Annotated in this window: 16 protein-coding genes; 6 read left to right on the top strand and 10 right to left on the bottom strand. The window is 64.7% G+C overall.

All coding sequences use genetic code 11. The features are described from left to right. The 4 genes from ASC89_RS27605 (at nt 1) to ASC89_RS27590 (ending at nt 3,977) form a co-directional block, all read left to right on the top strand. The gene (locus tag ASC89_RS27605) at nt 1–807 is read left to right on the top strand and encodes a DUF4037 domain-containing protein (RefSeq protein ID WP_244488579.1); all 807 of its coding nucleotides are present in this window, start codon (nt 1–3) and stop codon (nt 805–807) included. Between the two features lie 93 nt (nt 808–900). Next, nucleotides 901–2,115, top strand: a complete 1,215-nt coding sequence (locus ASC89_RS27600) for a sugar ABC transporter substrate-binding protein (protein WP_244488578.1) — start codon at nt 901–903, stop codon at nt 2,113–2,115. Between the two features lie 94 nt (nt 2,116–2,209). After that, entirely contained in the window at nt 2,210–3,136 is a 927-nt protein-coding gene (locus ASC89_RS27595) for a carbohydrate ABC transporter permease (protein ID WP_407065088.1), read from the top strand. After that, nucleotides 3,126–3,977 (top strand): carbohydrate ABC transporter permease, encoded by an 852-nt coding sequence (locus ASC89_RS27590; RefSeq protein ID WP_055883442.1) that lies wholly within the window; start codon nt 3,126–3,128, stop codon nt 3,975–3,977. Before ASC89_RS27595 ends, ASC89_RS27590 begins: the two co-directional genes overlap by 11 nt. Before the next feature lie 481 nt (nt 3,978–4,458). On the opposite strand, the gene ASC89_RS28870 is transcribed toward ASC89_RS27590, so the two are convergent. The 4 genes from ASC89_RS28870 to ASC89_RS27565 form a co-directional block, all read right to left on the bottom strand. Beyond that, entirely contained in the window at nt 4,459–6,348 is a 1,890-nt protein-coding gene (locus ASC89_RS28870; RefSeq protein WP_200940494.1) for an ABC transporter permease subunit, read from the bottom strand. An 11-nt stretch (nt 6,349–6,359) separates the two neighbouring features. Next, nucleotides 6,360–7,733, bottom strand: a complete 1,374-nt coding sequence (ngcE, locus tag ASC89_RS27575; RefSeq protein ID WP_055883445.1) for an N-acetylglucosamine/diacetylchitobiose ABC transporter substrate-binding protein — start codon at nt 7,731–7,733, stop codon at nt 6,360–6,362. 64 nt (nt 7,734–7,797) lie between these two features. Then, a complete protein-coding gene (locus ASC89_RS27570; RefSeq protein ID WP_055883447.1) occupies nt 7,798–8,547 on the bottom strand; it encodes a sugar isomerase domain-containing protein in 750 nt (249 codons plus the stop codon). 16 nt (nt 8,548–8,563) lie between these two features. Next, nucleotides 8,564–9,496: a MurR/RpiR family transcriptional regulator gene (locus ASC89_RS27565; protein ID WP_056004227.1), complete on the bottom strand. Its 933-nt coding sequence runs from the start codon at nt 9,494–9,496 to the stop codon at nt 8,564–8,566. Between the two features lie 108 nt (nt 9,497–9,604). Between ASC89_RS27565 and ASC89_RS27560 the strand changes: the two genes are divergently transcribed. Then, complete coding sequence (locus ASC89_RS27560) at nt 9,605–10,612, top strand: N-acetylglucosamine kinase (protein WP_056004224.1); 1,008 nt, start codon at nt 9,605–9,607, stop codon at nt 10,610–10,612. Between the two features lie 328 nt (nt 10,613–10,940). Next, nucleotides 10,941–11,975, top strand: a complete 1,035-nt coding sequence (locus tag ASC89_RS27555) for an aldo/keto reductase (protein ID WP_056004221.1) — start codon at nt 10,941–10,943, stop codon at nt 11,973–11,975. A 17-nt stretch (nt 11,976–11,992) separates the two neighbouring features. Here ASC89_RS27555 and ASC89_RS27550 read toward each other — a convergent pair whose 3' ends face one another. The 6 genes from ASC89_RS27550 to ASC89_RS27525 form a co-directional block, all read right to left on the bottom strand. Further along, nucleotides 11,993–13,495: a DUF5060 domain-containing protein gene (locus ASC89_RS27550; protein WP_056004218.1), complete on the bottom strand. Its 1,503-nt coding sequence runs from the start codon at nt 13,493–13,495 to the stop codon at nt 11,993–11,995. Nucleotides 13,496–13,505: 10 nt separating this feature from the next. Further along, nucleotides 13,506–15,089 (bottom strand): DUF5060 domain-containing protein, encoded by a 1,584-nt coding sequence (locus tag ASC89_RS27545; protein ID WP_056004215.1) that lies wholly within the window; start codon nt 15,087–15,089, stop codon nt 13,506–13,508. 154 nt (nt 15,090–15,243) lie between these two features. After that, nucleotides 15,244–16,065, bottom strand: a complete 822-nt coding sequence (locus tag ASC89_RS27540; RefSeq protein WP_056004213.1) for an ABC transporter ATP-binding protein — start codon at nt 16,063–16,065, stop codon at nt 15,244–15,246. Continuing rightward, nucleotides 16,062–16,973 (bottom strand): ABC transporter ATP-binding protein, encoded by a 912-nt coding sequence (locus ASC89_RS27535; protein WP_056004210.1) that lies wholly within the window; start codon nt 16,971–16,973, stop codon nt 16,062–16,064. The genes ASC89_RS27540 and ASC89_RS27535 overlap by 4 nt, the downstream gene beginning before the upstream one ends. Continuing rightward, a complete protein-coding gene (locus tag ASC89_RS27530) occupies nt 16,970–17,875 on the bottom strand; it encodes an ABC transporter permease (protein WP_056004207.1) in 906 nt (301 codons plus the stop codon). Before ASC89_RS27530 ends, ASC89_RS27535 begins: the two co-directional genes overlap by 4 nt. Further along, a complete protein-coding gene (locus tag ASC89_RS27525) occupies nt 17,872–18,873 on the bottom strand; it encodes an ABC transporter permease (RefSeq protein ID WP_055883475.1) in 1,002 nt (333 codons plus the stop codon). Before ASC89_RS27525 ends, ASC89_RS27530 begins: the two co-directional genes overlap by 4 nt. Nucleotides 18,874–18,906 lie beyond the last annotated feature (33 nt).

The following is an 18,906-nucleotide window of genomic DNA, read 5'->3' as shown; positions in this document are numbered from 1 at the left end:
TTGCCGGTAGCATTGGCTGACGCGATGGCCCCCGAGGCCGAACTGATCGCGGCGATGGCTCCGCTCATCGCCGACCTTGCCGAGGACGGCGCCGGCGCGGTTGCGCTCGCCGGGTCGCGCGGCAAGGGCCGGTCGGACCGGCAGTCGGACTACGACTTCCGCGTCTACGCCCATGCCTACCGGCAAGACCTGAAGCAGACCGGGCAATGGAACCGCTTCGAGGCGGCCATGGCCGAGTGGCAGTCGCAGGGCGTCCGCATGGATGGGGTCTGGATGCGCAGCTACACCGGCGTCGAGAGCGATCTTGGCGCCTGGCTCGGCGGCACTGCCATCCCCAAGAGCTTCGAGTGGACCATCTGGGGCTACCACCTGCCGACCGATCTTTCGAGCCAGCAGATCGTCAGCGATCCGGAAGGCCGGCTCGCCGGCTGGAAGGACCAGCTCGCCTGCTACCCGGAGCCGCTGCGTAACTCGGTGCTCAAGCAGTACCGCGAGATCCTGAACTACTGGGCTGCCGACTATCACTATGAGAGCAAGGTCGACCGGCGCGACCTGGTGTTCCTTGTCGGCATCACCGGCAAACTCAGCAACGCGATCCTGCAGGTCGTGTTCGCGCTCAACCGCGCCTATTACCCGGGCGATGGCTGGAACCTGCCGATGGCGGCAGAGCTGCCGCTGCTGCCGCCCGATTTCACCTCCCGCATGGCGGCGATCCTGGAGCCGGGGCGCGACCCCGACGCCTTCCACCGCCAGCGCACCGAGCTCATTTCCATGATCGCCGATCTGGAGGTGCTGATCGCGGCCTGACCGGCCGTGGTGACGCCGGAGCCGAGGACTCCGGAACAACGACCAAAAAACTACCGAAGACCCAACGAATACCTGTGATTGAGGAGACACATCGTGAAGTTCACGCATCAACTGGCTGCCCTGGCGCTTGCCGGCACCGCCATCCTGTCCACCGCCAGCTTTGCCCAGGAGCAGGTGAACCTGACCTGGCAGATGTGGGGTGACGAGAAGGATACCCCGCTGTTCCAGAGCCTCGCCGACCTGGTGACGGCCGAATACCCCAACATCAAGGTGACGCCGCAATTCTCCGGCTGGACCGATTACTGGACCCGCCTGCCGGTGCTGGCCTCGTCCGGCCAGATCGCCGACCTCGTCGCCATGCAGTCGATGCGCATGCCGAGCTTCTATGGCGTGCTCGAGCCGCTCGATCCGTTCATCGCGGCGGACAATTTCGACAAGTCGGCGTTCGAATCCTCGATCATTAGCGGCCTGTCGCAGGATGGCGTGCAATACGCCCTGCCCTATGACGTCGGCCCGTGGCTGATGTTCTATAACCGCGACAAGTTCGCCGAGGCCGGCATTGCCGAACCCAAGCCCGACTGGACTTTCGACGACTTCAAGGCAGCCGCCGAAAAGCTGACCAGCGGCGACAATTACGGCTACGCCGTGCAGGCCTTCGATTTCGTCGCCCAGCCGATCGCCCTCGGGGCCGAGTATTTCAATGACGGCAACCAGTTCGACCTGACCAACCCCGGCTATGCCGCCGCGGTGGGTAAGCTCGTCGACCTCGTGGCGGTCGCCAAGGCCTCGCCGGTCTTTGCCTCGGGCGCCGGCGCCCAGACCGGCAGCGGGCGCTTTGCCGCCGGCAACGCCGCCATGGTGATCGATGGCCCCTGGTCGCTGCTGACCACCCAGGCCTCGGTCGGCTTCAAGGTCGGCGTCGCCCCGCTGCCGCGCGACGAAGGCCCGTCCCGCTACATCACCGCCGGCTCGGGCTGGGGCATCTCGGCCGCCAGCCAGCACAAGGATGAGGCGTTCAAGGCACTGAAGGTGCTGACCGGTCCCAAGGCGGCGGAGATCCTCGCTTCGGCCGGCCGTGCCCTGCCCGGCCGCCTCGCCGAGCAGAAGTTCTGGTACGACGTCGCCGCCAAGGATATCGCCGGCGCCCGCGAGACGCTGCAATACTCCTTCGACCACTCGACCCCGTTCCGCCTCAATGAAAGCTGGAACGAGTTCGAGAACCTGCTCACCCAGTATCTCCCGCTGGCGCTCAACGGCGACAACACCACGGACGCGGTGCTGGCCGATATCCAGAGCCAGCTGCCGTAAGTCCCGACGCCCGGCCGGCCCCGAATCCGGCCGGGCTACCTACTGCAATGGCGCCGTCACAGGCGCTGCGAGGGAGGAGGTGCCCATGACACTTATCCAGGATACCGCGGTCGCGACCAGCGCCCCGGCCGCCCGCCCGCGAAGGCGCAGCGGGCGACGCGAGGGCCGCACGGCCTTCTTCTTCCTGCTGCCTAGCCTGTTGGGGGTACTGCTCTTCCTGGTGCTGCCGATCATCGCCTCCCTGGCGCTGAGCTTCACCAACTGGAAGCTGCTCGGCAAACCCGCCTTTGTCGGCTTCCAGAACTACATCCGGCTGTTCACCGCCGACCCGCAGTTCTGGACCGTCCTACGCAACACGCTGTTCTTCACCGTCGAATATCTGGTGCTGAACATCATCATCTCGGTGGGGCTCGCGACCTGGATCGCCAGCCTCAAGCGAGGGCAACGGTGGTTCCGGGTGGTGTTTTTCCTCCCCACATTTACACCCGGAATCGCCGTCGCCATCGTCTGGATGCTGATCTTCGCGCCGGGCGGCTTCTTCGATTTCATCATGAAGTCGCTGTCGCTGGGCGTGCCGAACCTGTTGACCGACCAGACCCTCGCCATGCAGGCGGTGATCATCGTCTCGCTCTGGGCCAATGTCGGCTACAACACCGTGCTGTTCAACGCGGCGCTCGACATGGTGCCGCCGAGCTATCTCGAGGCGGCCAAGATCGATGGCGCCAGCGCCTGGGATCGCTTCTGGAAGATCCGCCTGCCGCTGATCTCGCCCACCCTGTTCTTCGGCACGGTGATGACCGCCATCACCTCGCTGCAGGTGTTCGACCAGATCTATGTGATGACCCGCGGCGGCCCCGGCAACGCCACCGCCACGCTGGGCTACGCCATCTACCAGCGCGGCTTCCAGAATTTCCAGATGGGTTACGCCTCTTCCATCGCCTGGGTGATGTTCGCGCTGATCATGGCGCTGACTGCCCTGCAATTCTGGCTGCAGCGCAAGTGGGTGCACTATGACAACTAAGGTCCGGTCCCGGCGCCTCACCCTGGCGCTCGATATCCTCAACCACGGCGCGCTGATCCTCGTGGCGCTGCTGTTCCTGTTCCCGTTCTTCTGGATGGTGTCGAACGCGGTGCGCTCGAATGCCGAGGTGCTGGCCATCCCGGTGCGCATCCTGCCGCAGGAGTTCCAATGGGATAATTTCGCCAAGACCTGGTCGGAGCTGCCCTTCGGCCGCTTCTTTCTCAACTCGATGGTCGTCGCCGGCAGCGTCACGGTGATCACCGTGGTGGTCTCGTGCCTCGCCGGCTATGCCTTCGCCCGGCTGAAATTCCCCGGCCGCGACACCCTGCTGCTCGGCTATGTCGGCACGCTCATGGTGCCCTCGATCATGCTGATCATCCCGCTGTTCCTCATCGTCAACAGCCTGGGCATGGTCAACACCTTCCAGGGCGTCATCCTGCCGGTGGCCTTCGGCACCTTCGGCGCGTTCCTGTTGCGCCAGTTCTTCCTCTCGATCCCCGACTCGCTCGAGGAAGCGGCGCTGATCGACGGCGCCTCGCGGCTCCGCATCCTCATCAGCATCATCGTGCCGCTGTCGATGCCGGCCATCGGGCTCCTGTCGCTCTTCACCTTCATCGCCCAGTGGAACAACTTCCTCTGGCCGCTGATCGTCATGACCGGCCAGGAAAACGCCACCCTGCCGGTCGGCCTCACCCACTTCCAGACCCAGCAGGGCACGCAGTGGAACTACATCATGGCTGGCGCCGCCCTCTCGATGCTCCCCGGCATCGTACTGGCGATCCTGCTGCAGAAGCTGATCTACAACTCGATCGCGCTGAACGCGGGCATGGGTGGGCGGTAGGACCACTCACTGCCGGTGGCGGCCTCGCGTCCCCTCTCCCCTCTGGGGAGAGGGTCAGGGTGAGGGGTAGCCAAGCACACCAGAAGAGCTGCTATCGCCGTTTGCCCCGCCCCATCCGCGCGCTTGGCGCCCCTCACCCCGGCCCTCTCCCCAGAGGGGCGAGGGGCGTTGTGGTGCCGCCAGTGCTACCTGCCGTCCACCGGAGCCCGCAATCGGCCCCTCTCCCCTGAGGGGAGAGGGTAGTGCAGCTAGGACCGTCAGGTCCGTAGCGGAACTAGGGTGAGGGGTTCAGCTTCTCAGCGAGCGCGAGTTGCGCCGCTTCACCCCGCAACCGGCGCTGCGCGCCACCTCCCGGCGAGGGCTACGCCCTCGTCCGGTTCCCCTGAGGGGAGAAGGAACAGATGGCCACCATCGCCGCGCACCCCCAAAAGCAAAAGGGGCACCCTGAGGATGCCCCTTCGCTTCGAATATGCAGTCCTGCCTACTTCAACATCCCCGTCTGCACCGAGCCCTGCAGCTGGCGCTGGAAGATGATGTAGGTGACGAGCACCGGCAGCACCGTGATCACCACGGCGGCGAACAGCGCGCCGAAGTTCACTGCATAGCCCGCCTGCGAGGCGAATGACGCCATGCCCTGGCTCAGGACGTAATTGGCGGTGTTGGTGTTGAGCGCGATCGGCAACAGGAACTGGTTCCACAGCCCGAGGAAGTTGAAGATCGCCACCGAGGCGATGCCGGGCTTCGCCATCGGCAGCATGATGGTGAAGAAGATGCGCCACGGGCCGGCGCCGTCGATCATCGCCGCCTCGGCGATCTCCTGCGGCAGGGTGCGGAAGAAGGCGTAGAGGAAGAACACCGTGAACGGCAGCGCGAAGGCCACATAGGTGATGATCAGGCCGGGAAAGGTGTTGAGCAAGCCGAAGCCGCGCAGCGTCTGGAACAGCGGCACCACGGCGAGGAAGATCGGGAAGGTCAGCCCGGCCAGCATCAGGTAGTAGATGATCTTGCTGCCCCGGAACTCATAGCGCGCCAGGTAATAGGCGCACATCGAGCCCAGCAGCATGACGATGGCCAGCGCGAAGCCGACAACGATCACCGTGTTGAAGAAATAGGTGCCGATCGACGCCGAGGTCCACGCCGACACGTAGTTGTCGAAGTTGAAGCTGGTGGGCAGCGTGAAGGGCGAGGCGAAGATCTGCTGCGTCGTCTTGAACGAGCTCATCAGCACCCAGAGCAGCGGCGCGCAGATGATCACCACCCAGGCGATGAGCGCGATGTGCGAAATCGTGGCGACGGTCTTGTCGGTCCAGATGGTCTTTCTCGCCACCGGATGCTCGAACTGCGCCACCGGCTTCGCGGGCGTCGCGATCGCGGCGGCGCGAATGGCGGGCGCCGCGACAATGGCGGCCGGCTTCGACTTGGGCGGACGACCGGTCCACCAGAACACGAAGAACACCAGCGCGGCAAAGATCAGCGTGATGATCGCCAGCGTAGCGCCCATCGAGGTCGCGTAGCCGAATTTGCCCTTCTTGAAGGCGGTATTCAGCAGGTGCTGCGAAATCACCACGGTGGAGTTGGCCGGCCCACCGCTCGGGTTGAGCGCCTGCATATAGACGAAGGCGTCGAGCGCCAGGATGCCGAGATAGACGTAAGCGGTGCGGATATTGTCGCGGATCATCGGCACGGTGATCGAGATCGCCGTGCGGAAGCGGCCGGCGCCATCGACGCGCGCCGCCTCATAGACCTCGGCCGGGATGCCTTTGATCGCTGCGATGAACAGCACCATGTAGAAGCCGACCATCGACCAGGCGATGACGAAGATCGAGGCGCCCATGGCGGTGCGCTCGTCGCCGAGCCAGGCGAAGGACTTGAAGAAATCGAACCCCAGGGCGGTCAGGATACCGTTCAGCAGGCCGCTCGAGGGGTCGTACATCTGCGCCCACAGGATGCCGATGACGATCGCCGGCACGGTGTAGGGGAAGAACGAGATCACCCGGTAGATGCCGGAATGCTTGAGCCCCTGGATCTCGCCGCGGGTCACCCCGCCAATGGTCACCAGCGTCGCCAGCGTCACCGAGAGGATGATCACCAGCGGCGGCAGCACCACCACCAGGACGATGGAGTTGTAGACGGCCTTGGTGAAGACCGGATCAGTCAACAGGGTGACATAATTGGCCAGGCCAACGAAGTTCATCTTCTTCGAAAAGCCTGACCAATCGGTCATTGAGTAGTAAAAGGCTTGCACGAATGGCGAGATCACGAAGATCACGTAGATCGCCAGGGGGAGCCCCAAAAACACCAGCGCGAAGCTGGAGCCCTCGAGGCTTGGTAGTTTCCACCGACGGGTTGTCGTGGCCGGTGCCCTCGCCATCGTGCTGTCCATTACTTCACTTCGACTTTCGTGACGGAGGCGTCGTTGTAAACGGCGCTGGTGATCGCCTCGAGAGCGGCAGTGAAGGCGGCTACGTCAAGCTTGCCATCGAGGAAGCTGTTCCAGACGACGAGTTCGTCCTGGTTCGTGCCGTAGAGGTCGAACGAGTTCCAGGTGAAGACGTCGTTGCCGGCGTCGGCCAGCAGCTTGCTCTGCGAGACCAGAGCGGTCGAACCGAAACCGTCGGCCGGCACGGTGTCCTTGACGATGGTCGGGGCGAGCTTCGTCTTGGCGAAGTTCGTCGCGGCTTCCTTCGAGAGCATCGTGCGGAGCAGTTCCTTGCCACCGGCAAGGTTCAGCGCGCCCGCCGGGATGATGAACGGTTCGCCCGCCGTGGCGTGCAGAGCCGTCTTCGGCAGCTTGTCGTTGGCGTCGATCGACAGTTCCGGCATGCCGGTCATCTTGAAGTCCGCCTTGGTGGCCGGCTTCATTTCGTTCTCGATCCACGAGCCCGACGGATAGAGCAGGAACGACTGGTCGTTCGACCACTGCGCCTGAGCAGCGGTGAACTGAGTGCCCGCGCCACCCGGCTTCATCATGCCGCCCGAGATGATCTCATGCAGCGCGGTGAAGACGGCCTGGAACGCCGGATGCGACCAGAAGCCCGGGGTGAAGTTGTCGACGGCCAGACGCACTTCGTCGCCGCCCGCCTTGATCGCCGAAGCGACCGCAGTGGTGCGGTAGTAGGTCGCCGCTTCCTTGCCCCAACCGAACAGGTAGAGACCCTTTTCCTTGGCAACCTTGCCGAGCTCAATGGCTTCCGCCCAAGTGGTCGGCGGGGTCCAGCCATTGGCCTCGAACAGCGAGGCCGAGTACCAGATACCGTAGACGGTCATCACGTAGTTCAGCGCGATGAACTTGTCGCCGAAGGTGCCCGGCTTCTCGACGCCACCCACCAGGGTGTCGCGGATCTTGGTGCCTTCGAGGCTCGGCGCGTCGAGCACCGAGTTCATGTCTTCGAGCTGGTCGATGATGGCCGCAAAGCCGATGGCCTGCGCACCCGAGTTGTCGATCAGATCCGGCGGGTTGCCGCCGAGGAAACGCGGCTGCAGTTCCTGGGCGATCTGGGTCGACGGCGACACCTTGACGGTGACGGTCGGGTGGTTCTTCTGCACGAGGTTGGCGGCGAACTCGACATAGTCGATGCCGTAACCGCCGTTGAAGATGACGGCGTCAACGGTCGAACCGTCGGCGACACCAAACGGATTGGCCGCGTCCTGCGCGAAAGCGCTGGTCGAGCCGAGCAGGCCGCCAAACGGCGCGACTGCCACGAGGGCCGTCGTGCCGCGCAGGAATGCGCGGCGGTCAATGGTCTTTTTGAACATTTAGTTCCTTCCCTTCTCCAAGTATTTAGTCGTTAGGCCCCACGCCAAACGCCTCCGTAGTCCCTCAGGACTCCCCACGGATGCGCGTGCCGTAAAGATCTTCGAGAGCACGATTGTGTTCGTCGCCCCCGGGGATATTTGCCGAGATGTAGAGCGGCGGCGTCTTGCCGCGCTTGAGCAGCGCTTCAGCGACGCCGATGGTGATGCGCTGAGCAATGAATGCTGCGGTGAGCGAGGAGACTGCGCCTACGCCCATGCCACCCTCCAGTTGCAGCGTACTGTCGCCGAAGGGCGCCAGGTTGTCGATGGCGATATCTGCCACTTCCATCAAACGCTTGCCGCTCGGATGCTTGGGCGTGACTTTGCTGGTGTGGTCGAAGCTGGTCACCGCCACCACCTTGTGGCCGCGCGCCTTGGCGGCGAGCGCCAGTCCGACGATCGAGCCGTTGACGCCCGAGTTCGAGGCGATGATGAACACGTCGTTCTTGTCGAGCTCGTAGAGCGACAGGAGGTTTTCCGCGACGTTCGGGTCGCGCTCCAGCGCGGCGCCGCCAAGGATCGACAGGTCCTTGCCGCCGCGCAGCACCAAAGCGCGCAGCGGGATGCGGTTGGCGGCGATCAGCCCGCCGGCGCGGCCGGCGATTTCCATGGCGAAAGCTTCCGAGTGACCGGTGCCGAAGGCCTGCACCACGCCGCCGGCCGCCACTGCGTCGGCCACCAGCGCGATGGTGTCGTCGATCGCCTGGTTCGGGCCCGCGAGCTTGGCGAGGCGGGTCGAAACTTCGGTATGAAACTGCGTAGTCAGGTCGGTCATAATCACATGGGTTCCGTTAGGTCTGGGCCGTCGCGCGGCGCGCGGCAGTGTTAGGCAAGCCACCCCGCATCGGGCGGCGGCGTGGCGCTACCGCGGCGCCGGAGGCGGCGAGGAAGCGCGTCGTGCGGTCGAAATTCGATTGCGCAATCAACAGGTAAAGCAGATCCACCACGAACAGCTGGCAGTGCCGGGCCGACAGGTCCGCCGGCTGCAGGTAGCCATCGGGCGAAGCGGCGATCAGCACGTCATGGGCGAGGCGAGCCAGCGGCGAATCCGGGTTGCCGGTGATCGCCACGGTATGGGCGCCCGACGCCTTGGCGACGGTCAGCATCTGGATGGTTTCGTCGGTGCGGCCGGTATTGGAGATGCCGATGGCAACGCACCGGTCATCGAGTATGGCGGCGCTGGTCAGCCCGTTATGCACCTCGGCCCAGGTATGGACATTGACGCCGATGCGATAGAGCCGCGCCTCGGTCTCGAGCGCCGTGAGCGCGCTGCCGCCGACGCCATAGACGTCGAGCTGCCGAGCCTTGACGATCGCCTGCGCCACCCGGATCGCGGTGGGCATATCGAGCAGCCCCGCCGTGGTCTGGAGGCTCAGCACATGGGTGTTGAGCAGCGCGTTGCGGATCTCGTCCGGCGAGTCATCCGGCCCGAAGGACCGGCCGATTTCACCGATCCATGCCGCCTTGGCTCCACCGCGGCCGACATCCTCGGCAATCCCGACGCGCAGCTGCGAATAGCCGCCATAGCCGATCATCCGGCAGAAGCGGGTGACGCTGGCGGCCGAGGTCCCTGCCCGCTCGGCCAGATCGGTGATCGAGAGGTTCAGCGGCGCCTTCGGATCGTCAATGAGGACCGCTGCGATTTTCGCCATCGTAGCCGGCATCTGGGACTGGTAAGTCCTGATCCGGTCCAGAACGCTGAACGTCTTTGCGATGGCGGTCATCTATGTTAGGAGCCCATGCCCTGAAAATCACTCTCAAGAAGGCCGCTGTGCGGATGAAAACAATTCTTATCCAGCAATTTTCACGAAGGCAAGCGGGTCGATAACGCGATGAACAAGGCGTTGCTCGCCATCGATGTGGGCGGTTCCACATCGCGTGCCACTCTGGTCGATCATGCCGGCCGCTGTCTCGGCCAGGGCCGCAATCGCGGCGGCAACCCGGCCTCGAACAGCCCGGAACAGGCGGCTTCCGCCATCATTTCGGCGGTCGAGGCCGCCGTCGCCGATGCCGGCGGCCAGCTCGATATCGAGCTGGCGCTGCTCGCGCTGGCCGGCCCCCGCGCCCATGTCGCGCAGGATCGGCTGGAAGCGGCCTTCCGTGAAAATGGCCTCACCGGCCCCCTGGTTTTCGCCGGCGACCTCGAGGCGATGCTCGCCTCGGTCACTGCGGCGCGCGACGGCTATTGCATCGTCGCCGGCACTGGCGCCGGTGCGGTGCGGGTCCGTAATGGTGCAATCGAAGCCGTGGTCGATGCCGCCGGCTACCTGCTCGGCGATCTCGGCTCGGGCTACTGGCTCGGCCATCACGCGGCGATCGCCGTCACCGCCGACCTCGAAGGCCGTGGCCAGAAAACCGTGCTGACCGCCGCGTTGCTCGGCGCCTTCGGCATCGCCTATTCCGACGAAAAAGCCTTCAGCGGCCGGCAGCTCTGCCTGCAGCAGTTTGTCGACGCGATCTACAAGCTCCGCCCGATTGAGCTCGCCCGCTTCGCCCCACTGGTCATCGCCAACCGCACCGACCCCGTTGCGGCGGCGCTCCTGGCGCAGTCCGAGGCCTACCTCCTCGCCGACTTCAAGATGATCTTCGACCCCGGCATGCCCGGCCCGGTAGCGCTCGGCGGCGGCATCGCTCCGCACCTGTTGACGCTGCCCGCCGCGGTCTCCGAAGTGATGCGCGCCGCCGGCCACACGCCGGATGTTCGCATCGCCGGCGACGGCTCGGTCGGCGCGGTGGTGCTGGCGCTGCGGGCGATCGGCCTCGCAGTCGACGACAGCACGGTCGCGACCGTGACGGCGTCGATGGCGGCAAGGAACGCGACGTCGGCGGTGTCGGCCTAGGAGTACCTGAGGACCCCTTGACTTCCTTGGGCGCACGGGCGTCGCAAAGTGCGTCCCCTCGCCCCTCTGGGGAGAGGGTCAGGGTGAGGGGGAGCCAAGCACACCGGCTGAACGAGTGCCCCCTCTACCTGTCCTGATTGTCGTGCGCTTGGCGCCCCTCACCCCACGGATGAGGCCTCAGGCCCCATCCGCCGCCCTCTCCCCAGAGGGGCGAGGGGGCGGTGTGGCGCGACCAGTGACAACCCGCAGCCCCCCGCTTGCCCAACCCCCTGTCGTCTGACAGCTTTGCCAAAAAGCCAGCGAAGTGCCTTTGGGGAGGTCCACCACCGTGACTGTCACCGTCTCAACCCGTCGCCGCGTCGGGCGTACCGCGCTGGAGCTGCCGGTGTTCGGTTTCGGCGCCGCGCATCTGGGCGAGCTCTACGCCAGGCTGGACGAAGCCGAGTCACAGGCGACCCTGGCCGCCGCCTGGGAGGCCGGGGTGCGCTTCTACGACACCGCGCCCTGGTATGGCCGCGGCCTCTCCGAGCATCGGCTCGGCGGGTTCCTCCGCACCCGGCCGCGTAACGAGTTCATCGTCAACACCAAGGTCGGCCGCATCCTCCACCGCCCCGATGACCCCGCGACCTTCAGCACCGCCCCCTGGGCCGGCGGCCTGCCCTTCGAGGTGGAGTTCAACTACACCTATGATGGGGTGATGCGGGCCTACGAGCAGGTGCTGCAGCGGCTGGCGCTCAACACCGTGGATACGCTGGTGATCCACGACCTCGACACCATGTTCCACACCCCCGAACTGGTGACGGTGTACCTGAAGCAACTGACCGACGGCGGTGGCCTCAAGGCGTTAGAGGAGCTAAAGGCCGCCGGCGATATCAAGGCGATCGGCGTCGGCAACAACGTCCCCGGCAATCTCGACGAGATGCTGAGTGCCATCGACGTCGATTTCGCCATCGTCGCCATGCCCTATACCCTGCTCGACCAGAGCGTGCTCGATACCTCTATGCAGCGCTGCCTCGATCGCGGCATCAGCGTCATCATCGGCGCCCCCTTCGCCTCCGGCATCCTCGTCACCGGCTCAGGCGCCGGCGCCATGTACGCCTATGGCAAAGCCCCGCCCGAAGTGCAGGCGAAAGTCCGCGGCATCGAGGCGGTGTGCAAAGCCCACGGCGTCAGCATGCCGGTCGCAGCCCTGCAGTTCCCCCTCGCCCACCCGGCCGTGGTCTCGGTGATCCCCGGCGCGGCGAAGGCGTCGGAGGTGCAGGCGAATGTCGCGGCGCTCGCGGTGAACATTCCCGCGGAGTTCTGGTCGGATCTGAAGGCGCAAGGGTTGCTGGCGGCAAACGCGCCGGTGCCGGGCCGCTAAAGCCCGCAGCCCAGTGACTAGTCCAACTGCCTGATCCGCAGCGCCAGGTACGGCCGGCTCGGCAGTTCCACCCCGAACGCCGCATCGGCCTTGCCACCCCGCACCACCTCGCTATGCCGCGTCGGGTGCGGCACCAGCGCGGCAATCCGTTTGGCCGGCGTCACCGTCATCGCCCAGGTGTCGATCAGGTCGACCTCAAAATTCCCGTCTTCCTTCGGCAGCCCGGTGGTCCATTGATTGGGCTGGTGCTCGCCGAAATAGATGTAGCTGACCTTGCCGTCGCGGGCCCCGGAGATGCGGCTCCACGGCCAGGAGGCATTGTGGCCCATCGGCGTCAGCCCGTCCGTCGCGTCTTCCTCGACGATGGCGCGGAGGAACCCGATGCGCTTCCAGGCTTCGCCATGGAGTTTGCCGCCCTTGGCCCACCAGATCAGGTCGTCGGGGTCGGCATAGGTCTCGCCGTGCCCGGCATAGCCGCCGCGCATCACCGTGGTCCAGAACCGGTGGGTGAGCTCCTCAGCCGTGATGTTGCCCCAGCTCGGCCAGATATTGCCTTCGTATTCCGGCTCGTCGTTGACCACGGGCTTGCCATACTGCTCGCGCCATTCCGGGGTGCGCTTCACATCCCAGTTCTGGATGCAGACATGGCTGACCCAGGCCTTGCGATGGTCGAAATTCATCGACTGGTCGCCATTGTGGATCGACTTCAGGTGGCCGTAGGGGTCGTTCTCTTCGAGGATGTGGAAATAGCGGTCCCACTGCGCCACCGGCTTGGTGTCGAGCAGGAAATCGTACTCGTTGGCGAGCGCCCACCAGACGTTGGCATAGGCGCTGAGCCGGGCCGCGAGATACGCGACGTAGCGGAAATCCTGTTCCGCCGACATGTTCGAGTAGCCCCACCGGTCATAGGGGTGGAAGATGATCAGGTCCGCCTCGATCCCCATGTCGCGGAGTTTCCCGACCTGCTGCTCGAAGTGCTGGAACGCTTTCGGGTTGGGCCGGTCGAAATCGAGCTTGCCGTCGACGCCCGGCAGATAGACGTCCTGCAGCGGCTCGTTGGTGTTGAACGGATAATCCTTGGGGAACACCCCCATGCGGATCTTGTTGAACTTGGCCTCGCCGAGCGTCTCCAGCGTTTCGGCCTGCATGGCAAGCGGCTGGTGCGTCCAGGCATAGCAGGTGGTGCCGAAAGGCACGTAAGGCGTGCCGTCGGCATGGGCGAAGTGGAACTTGTTCTTCACGGCCACCGGCCCGTGCTGGCCTGGGCGCGCCGCGGTGACGGTGAAGCTGCCGGTCTTGCCGTCGAGCGCAGCGGTCTGCGACCGCGTGCGGAACGTCCATTCGCCCCCATGGTCGGGCATGAAGCGCACCCGATAGGTGCCGTCGCCATCGTAGAAGCCCGGCACCCGCACTTCGCGCGAATGCTGCGCGAACACCGCGTCAAAGCTCACCTCGAGATAGGGGTTGCCGCTGGCCGGGCCGGCAAAGCTCGCTTCGAAAATATCGTACTTGGCGGTCATGGAGAGATCCTCAGTCGATGCGCTTGAACAGCAGCGCCAGATAGGGTTTCGGCTCGAAATGCAGCACGTCGCCACGCTTGACGCTCGGCGCGAGCGGCGTCTCGGTCATGTTCCAGGTGTCGATCAGCGTGGCGCTGTACTGCTCGTCGGGCGGCACCGCGACTGTCGCCTCGCTCGGCTGGTTCTCGCCCATGTAGCTCAGGTAATAGCGGTGCGGCTGCCCGGCAGTCGGCCACCACGCCATCGCCGGAGCCCAGCCCTCTTCGCCTGCCGGTGGCACGAACAGCTGCTGCAGCACCACATTGTCGAGCCCGCCTTGCATGGCGATGCGATAGGCGCCGGTGGATTTGATCGGATCGAGCCCTTCGTCAGGCCCCTCCTCCATGATGCGGCGAAGGAAGGCGATGCGTTCGACACTGTCGCCGATCAGCTTGCCGCCCTTGGCCCACCAGATGGTGTTGGTCTCATTATTGAAGGTCTCGCCATGGGTGACATAGCCGCCATTGACCACCCCGTCCCAGAAGCGGCGCACCATCTTCTGGCCACTGATACTGCCCCAGAGCTCGGCGATGGTGCCCTCGTAGCAGCACTCGTCGATCGAGACCGGTTTGCCGTATTTCTCGCGCCACACCGCCGACATGTTGGCACTCGAGCGCTGGATCGAAGCGTGGGTGATACGCGGGTGGTTGTGGTCGTAGAACTTGAAACAGTTATGCACCGATAGCAGGTGCCCGAAGGGGTCGTTGTCGGCGGTGATGTTGATGAAGCGATCCCAGTCCTGCGGGGTCTTTTGCGGCATCAGGTCATATTCATTGGCCATCGACCACCACACATTGGGGAAGGCCGCGAGCCGGGCCGTGAGGTAGCGCAGGTACCGGTCATCCTCGGCCGGCGACATGCGCGAAAAACCCCAGCGGTCATAGGGGTGGAAGACGATCAGGTCGGCTTCGACCCCGATCTCGGCGAGCTGCCTGATGCGCTGTTCGAGATGCTGGAAATAGGCCGGCTCGAACTGCGTGAAATCGAACTTCCAGCCATACTTGTCGGCCCCGGCAAAGCTGCCGTCCCACTTGCTTTTGCCCGCAGTCACCAGCTTGAACGGATACCGCTCCGGCTCGTTCTCATTGTAGCGATAGTGCTTGGGGAACACGCACATGCGGATCTTGGTGAAGGGCGCCTTGGCGAGGCTCGCGAGTGTCTCCTCCTCCAGCGCATCGCCCTGCAGGTTCCACACATAGGCGGTGGTGCCGATATTGGTGTAGCGCGTGCCATCGGCGTAGCGGAAATGGTGCCGGTTGGCGACGCGCACCGGACCGTGATGGTTGGGCAGCGCCGGCCCCACTTCGAAGGTGCCGCTGACATAGTCGAGCGCCGGCGCATTGCTGCGGGTTTCGTAGCTCCAGGTGCCCGCGGTGTCGGGCAGGAAGCGCAGTTTGTAGACGCCGTCACCGTCATAGAACCCGTTGACCCGCACCTCGCGCTCGCCCTGGCGGAAGGTGGCGGTGAGCTGGATCTCGAGGAAGGGGTTGCCGGTGGAGGGGCCCGTCAGGCTCAGCTCCCAGGTGGCCCAAAGCGAGGCGGTGGTGGTGGTCATCTGCAAAAATCCATTGAATTACAAGTTGAACGCTGTCGCTCCCCTCCCCCTTGAGGGTGGGGGGTGGGGGTGGTGCGGTTCAAGAGCCGATGGACCCCCACCCCCAACCCTTCCCCTCAAGGGGGAGGGGAGCGAGAGGCCGGTGGACAAAAACTCACGCCGCCACCTTCCGCGGCCGCCAGCGGCTCTTTGTCGTCGGGATCGAGCTCAAGAGCAGCTTGGTGTAGTCGTGCTGCGGATCGCCCATCACCTGGCGGGCCGGGCCGAACTCCACCACCACGCCCTTGTTCATCACCGCCACGTAGTCGGAGATGTAGTAGGCGGTGGCAAGGTCGTGGGTGATGTAGAGAAAGCTCCGGCCGGCTTCGTCGCGCAGCTGCTTGAACAGGTTGATGATGATCATCCGCCGCGACGCATCGATCATCGATACCGGCTCGTCGGCAACGATCAGCTTGGGCTGCGGGATCAGCGCTCGCGCCACCGAGATGCGCTGCAGCTCGCCGCCCGAGAACTGGTTGGTGTACTTGCCGCGCACCTCGCCGTATTTGAGCCCGACGCTGGTGAGCGCCGCCGCCACCGCCGCCTCCGCCTGGGCGCCATCCATGCCGCCGACGCGCCGCGCCGTTTCATGCAGATACGCATCGACCGGCCGATAGCGGCTGAAGGCCTCGAACGGGTTCTGGAAGATCGGCTGCACCAGCCCGAGAAACTGCTGCTTCGAAAGCGTCGTGCCTTTGCCGGTCACCACCGTGTCATAGACGATGGCCCGGCCCGAGCTCGGGGTTTCGAGCCGCAGCAGGGTTTTGGCCAGCGTGGTCTTGCCGCTGCCGGATTCCCCGACCACCGCGATCACCACCGGCTTGTCGCTCTCGACCGTGATGTTGACGTCGTTCAGCGCCTTGACCTGCCGCGAGCGCACCAGCCCACCCTGCCGGTAGACCTTGTTCAGGGCTTCGGTCTTCAGGATCACGGTCATGCCGCTGCCCCCACAATCTGGCTGGGTCGCGCCATGAAATGCCCCGGCTTCACCTCGATCAGCTCCGGTTCCACCCGATAGGCCCGGTCACCCCCTGCCCCGGCCATGCTGGCCAGCACGCCGCGCATGCTGTCGTCGCCAATAGTGGGCAGCGAGTCGATCAGCATCTTGGTGTAGGGGTGCTGCGGGTCGGCGAAGACGCTTTCGGTGTCGCCATACTCGACCACCCGGCCGGCATACATGATCAGCATCTTGTGGGTGACCTGGTAGTGGACGCCCATGTCGTGCGAGACGACGAGGATGGTGTTGCCCATCAGCTCCTGCACTTCCATCAAGAGCAGCAGGATTTCCTTCTGCACCACCACGTCGAGCGCCGTGGTCGGCTCGTCCGCGATGATCAGCTCGGGCTGGAAGAAGGTGGCGAGCGCGATCATCACGCGCTGCCGCATGCCGCCCGACAGCTGATGCGGGTAGGACTCCATCGCTTCAGCCGGCAGGCCGAGCTTGCCGATATAGGCCCGCGCCCGCTCCAGCACCCGCTTCTTGTTGCTGTCGGTGCCGGGGAAATCGGTGAACTGGTCGCGGATGCGGATCACCGGGTTCAGCGAGTTCATCGAGCTCTGTGGAATATAGGAGATCGATTTGAACCACTCCCGGCGGATGGTCTGGGTGGTCACCGGCAGCCCGTCAGCACCCTTCATGCCATATTCGATGCTGCCGCCACTGAGCGACATCGGCGATTGGATATCGCCATAGATCGCCTTCATGAGCGTGGACTTGCCGCAGCCGGATTCCCCGGCAATGCCGACGATCGAACCATCCGGAATGGTCAGAGTGACGCCGTTGACCGCTTCGATCACCCGGTTGCCGATGCGGTAGCTGATCTTCAGATCATTGAGCTTGATCATGCGACACCCCGCTTGTTGGCGAATGCGGCGTTGAAGCCGGTCGAGGTCAGGAACAACCCGAGAAAGAGCAGGATCGAGGCGACGATCGGCGCCACCAGCCAGGGGTAATTGCCGGTGAACAGCGCGTTGTAGTTGAGCGCCCAGAAGATGATCGAGCCTAGCGTCGGCACCTCGACCTTACTGAGCCCGATCACCGCCAGCGTCGCCTCGGTATTCACGGCAAAGAGGATGGTGTTGATGAACCCCACCACCATGTAGGCCGAGACGTAAGGGAAGATTTCCCTCGTGAGGATGTTGAAGGTGTTGGCGCCCGAAAACCGCGCCATGTTGATGAACTCACGCTCGCGCAGCGACAGCGCCATCGAGCGGATGGTGCGGGCGCCCCAGGCCCAGCCGAACACCACGATGATCAGGCCCACGGTGAGGAACGAGCTGTTGCCGCGGATCACTGCACCCAGAATGATCAGGATCGGCAGCAGCGGAATGGTGATGAAGCTGTCGACCACCAGCATCACTACGCGCTCGTAATTGCCGCCGATATAGCCGGCGCTGAGCCCGACCGCGGTCGAGATGATGGTGACGCCGACGCCGACCAAGACGCCGAGGATCAGCGAGTTGCGGATGGCGAACACCAGGAACCAGAAAATGTCCTGCCCGATGGCATTGGTGCCGAGCAGGTGCTCCCAGGACATCGGCATGTTCTTCAAATACGTCGCCTGCAGCGACGGATCGGCGGGCGCAAAGAACGGCAACACGATACTGCCGACGATGAAGATGCTGACGAGGCTCAGCCCAATGGCGAGCCGCGCGTTGAGCAGCCACAGCAAGCTGTCGCGGCGCTTGGCTGTCGGGGCGGCGGGAATGGCGGCGGCACCCGCCGCCGAGGGGCTCTCGGTCGTCATTTGTGGCGGATCCGCGGGTCGAGGAGGGGATAGATGAGGTCGATGACGAGGCCGGCCGTGGCGACGGCGATGATCGAGATGGCGATGGCGCCGTACAGCACGTTGTAATCGCCACCGCTCGCCGCGGTGCGCATGATCAGCCCGACGCCCGGATAGGAGAACAGCATCTCGGTGAGCAGCGCGCCGTTGAACACCGTGCCCAGCGACAGCGCCAGCGCCGTCACCTGCGGCAGCATGGCGTTGCGGAACACGTAGCGCACCATGCGGGTCCAGTTCGAGGCGCCCTTCAGCCGGGCATAGGTGACGTAGGGCTCCTCGGTGGTCGCCACCGCCAGCGCCTTCATACTGAGGATGTTCCAGCCGAACCCGGCGAGCACCAGCGTCAGCGCCGGCAGCAGCGAGTTGTAGATCACCATGCCGAATTTCTGCGGCGTCATCTGCCCGACCGGGAAGGTCGGCGACAGCGGGAAGATCGGGAAGATGTAGGCGAGCAGCAGGATCACGCTGACCGCGAGGATGTAATAGGGGATCGGGTAGAGCAGGATCCCGACCACTTCGAGGATGGTCGCCGCCTTCTTGGTGTGGAAGTACCCCGCCACCAGCCCGACCATGTTGCCGAGCAGCCAGGCGATGAAGGTCGAGATCAGCAGCAGCCCCAGCGTCCAGGGCAGCGCGTTGAAGATCATCTGGCTGACCGGCTGCGGGTAATAGGTGAAGCTCGGCCCGAAATCGAAGTGCAGCACCACCCGCTCGAGATAGCTCAGGTACTGGCTGAACAGGTCGCCCTTCAGCCCGTAGAGCTGCTCGAGATTGGCGCGCAGCTGGATGATGTCATCGGCGGTGAGCGCGCCGCTGGCCCGTGCCTGGATCTGGCCGATATAGCCGTCGATCGGGTTGGCCGGCATCAGTCGCGGCAACAGGAAGGTGATCGTCAGCCCGATGAACAGGACCGCGAAATAGAGGCCAACACGCTTGGCCACGTATTGCAGGACACCCATTGGCCCACCTGCTCCGAGAACGAGAAAAGGGAA

The organism is Devosia sp. Root413D1, from assembly GCF_001425235.1.
GTDB lineage: Bacteria > Pseudomonadota > Alphaproteobacteria > Rhizobiales > Devosiaceae > Devosia_A.
Note: the sequence above shows the minus strand (reverse complement) of the source record. Positions and strands in the feature narration are given on the sequence as shown.